Genomic DNA, 11,733 nt, shown 5'->3' with positions numbered 1-11,733 from the left:
TGGTGTAATGCGGGATACCCTACACCAAAGCGATGCCGCCATCAACAAACAGCGTACTCCCGGTAATATAGGAGGCAGCTTCACTGGCAAGGAACACAGCTGCACGTGCGACTTCGTCCGCTTGCCCCAATCGCCGAAGCGGTATCCTTCCTTCCTCAGCACGCGCCTGCTCCTCATGCCCCTGTACCAGGCGACGCGACATCGGTGTATCAATAAAGCCGGGAACCAGCGTATTGGCACGAATTCCCCGCGGTCCATAGGTTGCCGCGAGATCACGAGTAAAGGCGACAATCCCTGCCTTTGCGATGTTATAAGGCGCACGATTGGTGCAGGCACGCGTCACGCCACAGACACTCGCCATGTTGATAATTGCGCTTCCGGCTCTCATCAACGGGAGAGCGTGACGGCAGGTGTAGACAACACCTTTCAAGTTAATCGAGAAAACCTCATTCCACAATTCCTCTGGAATCTCATGCGGAGCCCCCCAGTTGGCCAGGATCGCCGCACTATTGATCACAACATCAATCCGTTCCCCGGCCTCCTGTACAGCCGCACGCACCGCTTGCTCATCCGCGACATCAACGGTCAGAAGGAGCGTTTCCGCGGGCAATGTTTTCCCCGTTGCATGCAATCCTGCTTCATCTCGATCAAGCAGAATGAGGTGTGCACCTTCTTCAGCAAAGAGCCGCGCACTGGCTTGTCCGATACCGGAAGCCGCACCTGTAATCAATACTCGTTTCCCCTCAAAAGACATGCCCATGCTCCTTCTTCCTTGCTTTGTGATAGACCATCTTTGAAATTGGCAATTGCGAGCTTCTCTACAAACGGACGAACAAATGTGGCCACCCATTGCTTCATGGCGGGATGGATAGAAAACGCTTCCAGCGCCTGCTGATCGGTAAAGCCCCAGAGGGCCGCATAATCATATATGAACTGCTGAACCGGCTCATCAGCAGGCAGGGCCAGATGACGCCCACCGGTGAACCAGGCCACCAGCCCGGTTCGCTCCGTACTGGCTTCCAGTTCCCGAATACAGGCCGTTCGCTGCTCCTCTGACACTTCAGGAAAAAAGCGATACAAAGCGAGATGTATAATCACCGGGAGACCCCTTCTTCCAGCCGACTCAGGGAAAGCAGGGACAGGGCATTCCCTCCCAGAATGGCCGCCTTCACCTCCTCACTTACGGGGAGCGCCTGAATCATCTCCAGCGCCTCATGACGCCCCAGGTGAGCAGGTGTCACCGGAAAATCCGAACCATAGAGCAGACGATCCGCTCCAAGAGCTTCCAACGCGCAGAGGAGCGCTGCCCGATCCATTGAATGCGTATCCACGTAGATGTTTCCGGCATAGTCGCGCAACCGACGGCAGATGGTCGCAACATCCTGCCGGTTGAGCTTCCCTTCCGCTCCGCTTTGCGCCGCAGCAACCAGTACCAGTTCATAGATGAGATCAAAGCGTCCAAGCACGAACGGGAACAGCCCACCAAGCTGACCAAACACCAGCCGGAGCTCTGGCAAGCGATCGAACACACCACTCAGCGTCAACCGGAGCAAACAGAGCGTACTTTCAACCAGCATCGAAAGGCCGCCTGTCAGATACATTGCAGCTTGCCCCTGAAGCGCTGGTTCACCCATATCCGCCAGTACATTGAAGCGCCCGCTGGTATGGACAAACACCGGGATGTTGAGCCTGGCGGCATGTTCCAACACCGGGAAAAACAGCGGGTGATCCAGAAAGCGTAAAGGCTGTCCCGGTCCCCTGTAGGCAGTCAACATCGAGAATGCTTGAACGCCCTGCTCATTGAGCACCCGATCCATCTCGACGACCGCTTCGGCTCCAAAGCGAGGCTCAACCCAGGCTGTTGCGATCAAGCGACCATTACTGCCCTTTGCCCAGGCAATAATCTGATCATTGACCATCCGCACCATTTCAGGTCCTGTGAGCTTCTCTGCCACCGCGGTCGTATGCATGGCCCCGGGTGCGTTGCTGCTAAAAGTGATCAACCCCGCATTGATCCCCGCCGCATCAAGTGCTTTGATCTGCTCCTCGGGATGCTCGAATGCCGGCGAAGCCCACATCCCGGGTAGCCCTTCATAGGGGGGCCGCTCTTCAGCGACCCAGGTGCGATACCGCTTCATCACCAGCGGAGGTAGCATATGAAGGTGGCTATCTATAACAGGTGGAATGCTCATAAATTCACCTTCTCGGTTGTATCAAGCCGCATCACATCAACAATACCTGCCTGTCCTGAAATCAGGCGAATAAAATCCTGACGTGAAGTCATCTGCTCAATAGGATCTATCAGTTCCTGTGCCCGATGCCAATAGGCCTCTTTTTCCTTGCTGGCATCATAAAAGTAGTGCACAAAAGAGATAACCACATCAAAGAAATCGCGGTAGCTCTCCTCGTAGCGTTTCAGCACCTCAGCTTCTCTCTCCGGTGTCTTGAGCAATCGATCAATTGCGGCGCTGGCAAGACTGCCGCCCCGTAAGGCCAGAAACACGCCAGTCGAGAATAGCGGATCTACAAAACCAGCGGCATCACCGGTCAGCAGGAAGCCAGGACCATAAAAGCGCTGACTTTTGTACGACCAGTCACGCGCGGTGCGATAGTTGCTTACGCGTTGAGCCGCTACAAGCAGCTTTTTCGTTTCAACCGAATTCTCCAGGGTCTCCTCAAACTGCTGCTCAAGCGCCTGTTTCCCTCCGGCATTCTCAGCAGGCATTACCAGACCAACGCTATGCGTCCCATCATGCAGAGGAATCACCCAGAGCCAACTATCATACATATTCTCAACCAGGATGTTGCCCGCGTTCCTGCCCGGCAACGTCTTTCCCCCCTGATAGTAGGCCCAGATGGCGACATTCTTTAAGCCCTCATCCCACTCTAGCAGGTTATATCGACGCGCAAGCAATGTATTCTGTCCGCTGGCATCCACAACAAAGCGAGCCCGCACCGTCGACGCCTTCCCGCTCCGGGTGTATTTCAAGCCACAGCAACGCTCATCTTCAAACAGAAAGTCAACCACGGTCGTATCTTCCAGCACCGTCACTCCACAATGGCGTGCGTTTGCCAGCAGAATACTATCAAATTCAGAACGGACTACCTGATAAGCATGATCATAGGGCCCAGTCAGCGGACCGGCATCCGCAAAATCAACATCCCAGGGTTCACGCCCTTGCCCCCAGACCAGGGTGATTCCCCTTTTTTTGACAAACGCGTGCTTTTTCATCTCGTCCGCTATGCCCAGTTCTTCAAAGACGGGAAGCACACCCGGTACCGTTGACTCACCGATATGGTAGCGGGGAAACTTTTCTTTTTCGACGAGCAAGACATGGTGCCCCTTCTTCGCCAGAAGCGTCGCACAGGTTGCACCTGCGGGACCTCCGCCTACCACAGCAACATCAAAAAATTGCTCCGCCATAATTGTTTGACCACTCTTTCTGCAAGTCCAAACGACGACAATAGTACGTCCTGACATACGTAGTAGATTTCGTCTATATCTGAGAAATCACCAGTTCTATCAGATCTCATTGGAGATGTTTTAAGTATAAAATACGGAATAGGAGAAGGACAGATCAACAAATTATCAACAAGCAATCAAATGCTCATCGCTTCCTGTGCATCGCACGTTCGGTGCAACTGAGCAAAAAAAATATGATGACAATCCGCGAGAGATTGCCACCATAGAAGATGATCCAGCCTATCTGCACCCCGTTGTGTCAGGCTCAGAGCCAGCCTGTGCTTTCTGGAAGGATATCATACGCTCTACAACATCTGTACTACTATCCATGTCAGCATCTTCCGCTGATATAAATCCTAATTCATAGGGATTCTTTTTAAAAAGTGCACAGAGCGCTCTTCTGAAGTTGGGACCAGGGAGCACAAGTCCTCGCTCCCAACGGCTCACGCTGAGCGCTGTTGTACCTATAAATTCTGCTACCTCTTGCTGGGATAAAGAATGCCACTCACGCACCCGCCGTAGAAGGAAATTAGGTTTTCTCCTGACTCTTTTCGTCATAAGTTGACTATCTCCCTTCCGATCAAGCTCAATACAAATGTCAAAACCGCTGCGGATCTTTCTAGTAGCAGAAAGAAAATGAGGGCATAGGCCATCAGCCATCACTATCTCATGCTGCTTTTGGCTCATCCCCCTCCCAGAATACCGCAATACTCCTCAGGAGTAAAAAATCTTGACCCGCTGCATCCTTGCCCAGAGGTGGACGGCTCCTATTCCTCCCCTTGATCGAGTAAGCACAAAAACCATCCAGCTCAAGCAACTCCCGAAAATCGATACAAACCGTTCCCACATACTTTCTGCCGCCACAGTAACACAGACGCAGCCAAAACAGGGCAAAAACATATCAAGATGCAGGTGCGAAATGTTTCATCATGCGCACCATCGCGCTACTTCCCATGCACTCAATACACTCGATAAGCAGTGCGACCCGGAAGCATGAGCATACAATGCTCGTTTGCAGTCGTTGCAGGAAGCAGCACCTGCCAGAGAGATCGACCTGTAGCTGTGGGCATCTCTCTCTGACTCTGTTGCCAGAAATGAGGCAATAGCGGAGCGATGACGGGCTGCCCCCACGCCCGAATCAAACGCACCACAGAGCAGAGCTGATCCATCAGCTAACGAGAACCTCCTTGCAAACAACCGGGGAAATGTGAGAATACGCCCCACTTTCACCCGCCGCGCTCGCAACGGGTTCCCCGAATCGGTTCGTAACCACGAGTAGGCTCTAAGATGCCGCGCTTCGGTATCCACGCTCTCACAATGAAGCACATATGGCAGCAGTTGCCCATGAAGTCGACCCGTCCGCCTGCCAATTCGCCTCACCTGAAATATCCCTGGAAGCAGCTGCGCCATCAGGCCTCCCATAATCACCCCTTTCCCTCGTTTGCGCATTTACCTGATACCATCGTTGTATTTCCATATACCGTCTGAGCAGTATTTGCTTCAGTGATCATCTCTATTCATTCCTTTCGTTATAAAAATCGGAGAGCACTCATCGCCTGATAGCGATAGAGAGAAGAAAAACACTATTCTGTCAATTCAGACTAAACACCGAATAATAATAGATGAACTACACAATACAGGTAATAAACATAGTACTCTATATCATGTATTTCTCTCCTCTAGTATAAGAATATAAACCAAAGAGAACAATGACCTATTTCACATTTTTATTATTTCTTTTCTGGGAAAGGATAATATACAAATAGACATGTTTATATATATTCTATAGGCAACAGAGAGCTATCCAGGAGAAGAGGGAACACAGACACATGTAACTTTTGGATTGATATATTGCTGTACTGGCACATCGCGCATACATTGCACATTTTTGGTTACACTGCCAGAATGCAAGATCCTTGCATGAGATCACTTCTTTTCCCCGGGAAACCAGCATATGGGAGCTATGACAGGCTAATCCCGAGAACAAGGCACTGAAGATCATCAGAGGCGAAAAGGGTTGCTCCATCTCCTGATTTTTTCAATCCCTGCAGATACTCATTTTTGCATGGTATAATATCAGCATACAGATAACATATCAGTATACTGACATTATACCAGCCCAAAAACCAAAATACAAGGGAGAGAATGGATATGGTAGCAGAAAGGATTGGTTACCATCTGAAACGGACCTGTTACGCACTACGCTCGCAAATGGATCATACCTTACGCACATTACAGCTCACAACACCGAAATATGCAGCGCTTTGCGCTATCGAAGAATATCCCGGCAGTTCAGGCAACAGGATCGCCCGCCGTTGCTTTGTGACCGCTCAGACAATGAACCTGATCCTGGTCAGTTTGGAGAAGGCGGGCTTAATTGAACGGCACCCTCACCCCGAATATCGACGTGTGCTACAGACCTATCTCACCCCTGAAGGGAAGCGAATCTTACAGGAAAGCCATCATAAGATTCTCTCTATTGAGGAGGCGATGCTCGCCGGGCTCGCAGAAGATGAACAACACCAGCTTTTACAGCTACTGCATTCCTGTGCGATCGCGCTCGGGAAAAGCTAGGAGCTTCATCATGTCGGCACACGCCACAACATTTCTCGCGATCAGGCGGGCAGGATGCCAGAAGGCCGCCCGGGCAACGACCCATCAAGTGCCGGAACTGGTCCTCCCGAGCAGCCACAGATCGAAAAGGAGGCAGCCCACCATCTGCCTCCACCACATTATTGCCCTTGAGAAGAGCGCCCGAGAAACTGGCTATTGTAAAGGTTTGCATACGCCCCCTGTTTCTCAAGCAACTGCTGATGCGTCCCCTGCTCCACAATGGTTCCGTGCTCCATCACTAGAATCAGATCAGCGTTGCGGATTGTCGAGAGGCGGTGAGCAACCACGAAGCTGGTGCGTCCTCTCATAAATGCACTCAGCGCATTCTGGATCAGCGTTTCCGTCCGGCTATCTACATCACTGGTCGCTTCATCAAGGAGGAGAATCGAGGGCTTTGATAGAATGGCTCTGGCAATTGTCAGAAGCTGCTTTTGGCCCTGGGATATATTGGAGGCCTCCTGACCAAGCACTGTATGATATCCCTCTGGCAGGGTCTTGATAAAATGGTCGGCATGCGCTGCGCGGGCGGCTTCCATGATCTCCTCTTGTGTCGCATCAGCGCGCCCATAAGCTATATTCTCCTGAATTGTCCCATGAAACAACCATGTATCCTGCAACACCATGCCAAAGAGACGCCGCAAATTCCCTCTCTTGAGCCGGGTAATATCGATTCCATCCACGCATATCTGACCCCCATTCAGCTCATAGAAGCGCAGAAGGAGATTGACCAGGGTTGTTTTTCCCGCGCCGGTCGGCCCAACAATCGCGATCGTTTGTCCTGGTGAGACATCGATATTGATATCATGCATCAGAATCTTTTCTTTGCTATAGCCGAAGCGAACATGCTCAAACTGTACCTGTCCCTTCGGGGCGTGGATCTCCACAGCGTCAGGAGCGTCGGGGAGCTCCTCAGGCTCATCAAGCAATTCAAAGACCCGTTCCGCCGAAGCGATCGCCGCCTGAATGATATTGGCAATATTCGCGAACTGTGTAATTGGCGTGGTAAACTGGTTTGCGTACTGAATCATTGCCTGTACATCTCCCACGGCAATCGCCCGCTGCGCTATCATCACTCCACCAAGCACAGCTACAAGCGTAAAACCCAGATTGCCGACCAGCATCAGAGAAGGCATAATAATCCCTGAAACGAATTGTGCTTTCCAGCTCTGCTCGTACAGTTTCTCATTCAGGCGGGCAAAACGCTGGACTGCCTCCTGCTCATACCCGAAGGCTTTCACCACCTTATACCCGGTATACATCTCTTCCACCTGACTGTTCAGTCCTCCAAGTGTCAATTGCTGTCCCATAAAGTACCGCTGCGAGCGTCGAGCAATCGCGGTCATCACAAAGAAACTCAGCGGCAGCGTCAGCAGGATCGCCAGCGCAAGAATCCAGCTAATGGTAAACATCAGGATAATGACCCCGGCAATCGTAACGGTAGAGGTAATCAACTGGATCAGGCTTTGCTGTAATGTGTTACTGATCATATCCAGGTCATTGACGGCACGGCTAAGTATATCTCCGTGAGGACGTGAGTCAAAGAACCTGAGAGGCAAACGCGTCAGCTTTTCATCGACCGCACGACGCAGGCTATACACCGTCTTTTGCGCCACATATGCCATCAGAAACTGCTGTAGATACGTGAAGAGAGCGCTAAAAACATAGAGGACTGCCAGTGATACCAGAATCCGCGCAATTGCCGCAAAGTCGATATGCCCCCTCAGCACCCCCTCAAAAATGGCAGTCGTAGCCAGACCCAGGATTTTGGGGCCGAGAATAGCGAATGTCGCTCCAAGCACGGCGGCAAGCAGTACCAGCAACAGGTGAAGCCGGTAGGGAGCAAGATATCCCATAAGCCGACGCAGCGTGGCTTTCACGTTTTTAGGCTTCCCTCCGCCAAAACCACCTTTAGCGAAACCACCGGCAAAGCCACCACCCGGCCTCTGTGGCGGGATCATCCCTTGTCTTACTTTCATGCAAGCTCCTCCAGTGATAACTGTGTTGCGACAATCTCGCGATAGGCCTCGCAGCTCCTCATCAATTCCTGATGCGTTCCCTTCCCCACCATGCGCCCTTCATCCAGAACAATAATGCGATCCGCTTCCATAGCGGTGCTCACCCGCTGGGTCACAAGCAAAACCGTTGCCTCGCGCGTTTCCTCCTTCAACGCCATGCGCAAACGCGCCTCGGTCTGAAAATCCAGCGCGGAGAAGCTATCATCAAAAAGGTAGATCTCTGGCTGCCTGACTAACGCCCGGGCAATCGCCAGCCGCTGCTTCTGGCCTCCTGAAAGATTCGTGCCCCCCTGCGTAACAACGCTGTCTAATCCAGCCTCCAGAGCGCGGACGAATTCCTGTGCCTGTGCTACCTGGAGCGCATGCCAGATCTCTGCTTCGGTTGCATCCTTTTTCCCATAGCGCACATTTTCACTGATAGAGCCAGAAAAGAGCTGCGGCTTCTGGGGCACAAAGCCAATTTTTGCGCGTAGATCCTGCTGACGTATCGCGCGTATATCAACCCCATTGACCAGGATCTGACCCTGACTCACATCGTAAAAGCGGAGCAACAAATGAGCGAGTGTCGATTTTCCTGAGCCTGTCCCTCCGATGATCGCGGTCAGTTCACCGGGCCGCGTGGTAAAAGAGAGATCATAGACAGCAGGTTCCTCCGCACCCGGATATTTGAAGGTAACATGCTGAAAAGAGACCAGTCCGCGTCCCTGGTTGGCCGTCTGGGTCTCCGGGGCATCGACAATTCCCGGCTTAAGCGCCAGCACCTCATTAATGCGCGAGGCAGAGGCGGAAGCACGTGGCAACATCACAAACATCATTGAGACCATTAACAATGAAAACAGGATACTCATCGAATATTGCAGCAGAGCCATCATGTTGCCAATCTGCATAGTTCCCTCATTGACCCGCATGCCCCCAAACCAGACAATAGCGATACTCGCCAGATTCATTACCAGCGTCATAGCGGGCAATAGCGCAGCTACCACCCGGTTGACATGAATGGTGGTGCGCATCAAATCTTCGTTCGCGCTGTCAAAACGCTGCTGCTCATACTCGCTACGATCAAAGGCACGGATCACGCGTACCCCCTTCAACTTTTCATCCAGAATCAGATTCAGCCGATCCAGTTTCACCTGAATACTGAGGAAGAGGCGAAGTGCATAACGCATCACGCCGATCAGCGCCACAGCCAGAATCGGGATCGTAGCCACCAGAATCCAGGCCAGATCGCCCCCCTGTGTCACTGCAAGAATAATGCCGCCAATACCCATCAAAGGAGCGTTTATCATCATATTGAGCAGTATAATCAAGAGCTGCTGTACCTGGGTGGTATCGTTGGTAGTCCGCGTGATCAGTGAGGCCGTCCCAATCCTGTTGAATTCATTAAGCGAAAAATGCTCGATACGCGTAAATAGCTCCAGGCGAAGCAAGCGGGCAAAACCGGTCGCGGTTCGAGAGGTGAAGAAGCTGGCAGTGATCGCAGCAGCCGCTGCAACCAGACCTACCAGCAGCATCAGCCCACCTGTTCGGATGATATAGACAAGATCACTCTTCACAACCCCTTCATCGATGACATCTGCCATCAAGGTTGGTAGCAAAAGATTGGCAATCGCCTGCGCAAAAACAAGCAGGACGATCAACACAACAGAAAAGCGGTAGGGCTTCAAAAAGCGCAATAATCGTATCATGTATCTTCCTCTCTATAGACATGGGTTGAGTAGGTTTCAGCAGTAAGCTGTGAGGAGGGCAAAGCGCAGGCGGAGCCAGCAGTGCTTTCGCAGAACAGGAAACATCCTGCATATGGTCGTCTTCTCTTCTCATTTCTTTCTTTGCCTGCATAAAGCATCATATCTCTATAGTATACCCGAATATGCTTTTCTATCCAGACACAGAAAATTTTACTTTCTCTTACTGCATGAGCAAAAGAACATTCACACTCGTTTCCTTCTGTGCTCCGCAGCAGAAGCCAAATGAGCGTGAAGTTCTCCCACCGATTTCTGAAATCGCTGTTGCTCTTATTTTGTACCCACACCCAGCACTGTCTTACCGGGAAGAATCAGTCCCTCAGGGCCCTCGAATTTCTTGAGCGCCTGCTTCATTACCTCCACCTGCTGTTCATCCTGCTCTCCCTGCGACGTTTGCAGAAATGCATCCAGCGAGGGATAGCGCAACTGGAAAGTGAGAACCCGCGTCTCGACAGCACGAAACCCTGCCGCTTCTAGCTGTCCAGCAAACACAGCGGGATCAGAGAGTGTAAAGGGACCTGGCAAGTGTCCAGAAGCTTCTCTGATCTTTTTTGAGAGTGCAAAGAGATGAAAGAAAGGATTACTTTCCGGTCGGGACCAGACCAGTGCAGCAAGCTTCTTCCCCGGCTTGAGCACCCGCTTGATCTCACTCAGCGCCTTCTGAAGGTCAGGCAGAATCATCAACCCATAGCGGCAGATCACCGCGTCGAAGCTGTTCTCATTCAGCTCCAGCCGCTCAGCATTCATGACCCGTGTCTGGACCGTGTTTAGCCCTTCTTGCTCGGCCAGTTGCGCCGCGACAGTCAACATCTCCTCAGAGATATCTGTTGCCAGCACTTGGCCTGTTGGCCCTACCCGGCGCGCGGCCAGCCGGCTCTGCTCGCCGGTCCCCGCCGCAATATCAAGCACATGATCACCGGGCTTGAGTTCAGCGACATCAAGCATCTGTTGGGTAGCTTCTGCCATCGCGGCCTGACGCTGCTCCGCCCCCCGCTGCCAGAGCGTTGTAATCTCCGCTGAGGGTCGAAATTTGGCAAATGGAAACGTGGGTTCCATCAATTCCAATTCCTTTCTTTCCAGCCTCTATTTCACTGCGACACCAAGCAAAGCTTCTCCGGGAATTTCCAGCCCGTTCGGTCCTTCATAGGGCTCGAATATGCTCCTCATCTCCTCCAGGCGCTGTTGCAACTCCTCGGCGCTCTTTTTGGGACCGGGGCGCATCTCCCCCTGGGAGGATTGTAGAAAAGCCTCAAGGGACGGGTAACGGAAACAGAGCGGGAGCACCTCTGTAAACACTTCTTGAAAACCCGCCTCGCGAAACTCTCGCTCTAAAACAGGGCGCTCAGAGAAAGCAAACGGCGTCGGCACGCTTGAAGAGCGTTGTTGCGCAAACTGGACCGAGCTTTTCGCAAAGAAGTGAATCAGGGGGTTTCTCTCTGGCAACGACCACGTCAGGACGACGAATCGTTTGCCCGGCTTGAGAACCCTTCTGATCTCACCCAATGCCTGCTGAAGCCGTGGAACCGCTTCCAGCCCATGCCGACAGATCACAGCATCAAAGCTGTTCTCTTCCAGCTCCAACTGCTCGGCGTTCATGACACGCGTTTGAACAGCGCTCAAACCTTCTTGCTCGGCCAAACGCGCCGCTATCGCCAGCATTTGAGCGGAGATATCAGTAATGAGCACGAGGCCTGTTGGCCCTACCCGCTTTGCCGCAAGACGCCCCTGATCACCGGTCCCCGCCGCAATATCAAGCACATGATCGCCAGGCTGAAGCGCGGCAAGATCAATCAGACGCTCGGTTGCTGCCGCCATGACCTGCTTGCGCTGCTCGGCACCTCGTTGCCAGTGTTCCGCCATTTTCGTAGAGGTCCAGATTTCCGCTATATGTTGCTCCATA

Annotated in this window: 11 protein-coding genes; 1 reads left to right on the top strand and 10 read right to left on the bottom strand. The window is 52.3% G+C overall.

What is annotated here, in order from left to right:
* Positions 1 to 19 precede the first annotated feature (19 nt).
* The 6 genes from KTH_RS31950 to KTH_RS31925 all read right to left on the bottom strand — a co-directional run bounded on the left by KTH_RS31950 (position 20) and on the right by KTH_RS31925 (position 4,632).
* Positions 20 to 754 (bottom strand): SDR family NAD(P)-dependent oxidoreductase, encoded by a 735-nt coding sequence (locus KTH_RS31950; protein ID WP_170142501.1) that lies wholly within the window; start codon positions 752 to 754, stop codon positions 20 to 22.
* Positions 727 to 1,098: a Dabb family protein gene (locus KTH_RS31945; protein ID WP_497622935.1), complete on the bottom strand. Its 372-nt coding sequence runs from the start codon at positions 1,096 to 1,098 to the stop codon at positions 727 to 729. The genes KTH_RS31950 and KTH_RS31945 overlap by 28 nt, the downstream gene beginning before the upstream one ends.
* Entirely contained in the window at positions 1,095 to 2,192 is a 1,098-nt protein-coding gene (locus KTH_RS31940; RefSeq protein WP_497622933.1) for an amidohydrolase family protein, read from the bottom strand. Before KTH_RS31940 ends, KTH_RS31945 begins: the two co-directional genes overlap by 4 nt.
* Positions 2,189 to 3,424, bottom strand: a complete 1,236-nt coding sequence (locus KTH_RS31935; protein ID WP_170142502.1) for an NAD(P)/FAD-dependent oxidoreductase — start codon at positions 3,422 to 3,424, stop codon at positions 2,189 to 2,191. The genes KTH_RS31940 and KTH_RS31935 overlap by 4 nt, the downstream gene beginning before the upstream one ends.
* A 279-nt stretch (positions 3,425 to 3,703) precedes the next feature.
* Positions 3,704 to 4,021 carry a helix-turn-helix transcriptional regulator gene (locus tag KTH_RS31930; RefSeq protein WP_371860006.1) on the bottom strand — a complete coding sequence of 106 codons (318 nt, stop codon included), beginning with the start codon at positions 4,019 to 4,021 and terminating at the stop codon, positions 3,704 to 3,706.
* 401 nt (positions 4,022 to 4,422) lie between these two features.
* Complete coding sequence (locus KTH_RS31925; RefSeq protein ID WP_497622930.1) at positions 4,423 to 4,632, bottom strand: hypothetical protein; 210 nt, start codon at positions 4,630 to 4,632, stop codon at positions 4,423 to 4,425.
* Between the two features lie 982 nt (positions 4,633 to 5,614).
* Here KTH_RS31925 and KTH_RS31920 point away from each other — a divergent pair.
* Positions 5,615 to 6,037, top strand: a complete 423-nt coding sequence (locus tag KTH_RS31920) for a MarR family winged helix-turn-helix transcriptional regulator (RefSeq protein ID WP_170142503.1) — start codon at positions 5,615 to 5,617, stop codon at positions 6,035 to 6,037.
* Positions 6,038 to 6,195: 158 nt separating this feature from the next.
* On the opposite strand, the gene KTH_RS31915 is transcribed toward KTH_RS31920, so the two are convergent.
* The 4 genes from KTH_RS31915 to KTH_RS31900 all read right to left on the bottom strand — a co-directional run bounded on the left by KTH_RS31915 (position 6,196) and on the right by KTH_RS31900 (position 11,732).
* The gene (locus KTH_RS31915; protein WP_246046378.1) at positions 6,196 to 8,052 is read right to left on the bottom strand and encodes an ABC transporter ATP-binding protein; all 1,857 of its coding nucleotides are present in this window, start codon (positions 8,050 to 8,052) and stop codon (positions 6,196 to 6,198) included.
* Positions 8,049 to 9,776 carry an ABC transporter ATP-binding protein gene (locus KTH_RS31910; RefSeq protein WP_497622928.1) on the bottom strand — a complete coding sequence of 576 codons (1,728 nt, stop codon included), beginning with the start codon at positions 9,774 to 9,776 and terminating at the stop codon, positions 8,049 to 8,051. Before KTH_RS31910 ends, KTH_RS31915 begins: the two co-directional genes overlap by 4 nt.
* A 327-nt stretch (positions 9,777 to 10,103) precedes the next feature.
* Positions 10,104 to 10,889, bottom strand: a complete 786-nt coding sequence (locus tag KTH_RS31905; RefSeq protein ID WP_497622926.1) for a class I SAM-dependent methyltransferase — start codon at positions 10,887 to 10,889, stop codon at positions 10,104 to 10,106.
* Positions 10,890 to 10,916: 27 nt separating this feature from the next.
* Complete coding sequence (locus KTH_RS31900) at positions 10,917 to 11,732, bottom strand: class I SAM-dependent methyltransferase (RefSeq protein ID WP_497622925.1); 816 nt, start codon at positions 11,730 to 11,732, stop codon at positions 10,917 to 10,919.
* Between the last annotated feature and the right edge of the window lies 1 nt (position 11,733).

It is taken from the genome of Thermosporothrix sp. COM3, from assembly GCF_059696735.1.
The sequence above is the reverse complement of the archived record's forward strand: the minus strand, read 5'-3'. Positions and strand labels throughout refer to the sequence as shown.

Coding starts and splice junctions, on each gene's coding strand:
- KTH_RS31950 (WP_170142501.1), bottom strand. CDS start 754: ATGTCTTTTGAGGGGAAACGAGTATTGATTACAGGTGCGGCTTCCGGT.
- KTH_RS31940 (WP_497622933.1), bottom strand. CDS start 2,192: ATGAGCATTCCACCTGTTATAGATAGCCACCTTCATATGCTACCTCCG.
- KTH_RS31930 (WP_371860006.1), bottom strand. CDS start 4,021: ATGACGAAAAGAGTCAGGAGAAAACCTAATTTCCTTCTACGGCGGGTG.
- KTH_RS31920 (WP_170142503.1), top strand. CDS start 5,615: ATGGTAGCAGAAAGGATTGGTTACCATCTGAAACGGACCTGTTACGCA.
- KTH_RS31925 (WP_497622930.1), bottom strand. CDS start 4,632: ATGGATCAGCTCTGCTCTGTGGTGCGTTTGATTCGGGCGTGGGGGCAG.
- KTH_RS31935 (WP_170142502.1), bottom strand. CDS start 3,424: ATGGCGGAGCAATTTTTTGATGTTGCTGTGGTAGGCGGAGGTCCCGCA.
- KTH_RS31910 (WP_497622928.1), bottom strand. CDS start 9,776: ATGATACGATTATTGCGCTTTTTGAAGCCCTACCGCTTTTCTGTTGTG.
- KTH_RS31900 (WP_497622925.1), bottom strand. CDS start 11,732: ATGGAGCAACATATAGCGGAAATCTGGACCTCTACGAAAATGGCGGAA.
- KTH_RS31905 (WP_497622926.1), bottom strand. CDS start 10,889: ATGGAACCCACGTTTCCATTTGCCAAATTTCGACCCTCAGCGGAGATT.
- KTH_RS31915 (WP_246046378.1), bottom strand. CDS start 8,052: ATGAAAGTAAGACAAGGGATGATCCCGCCACAGAGGCCGGGTGGTGGC.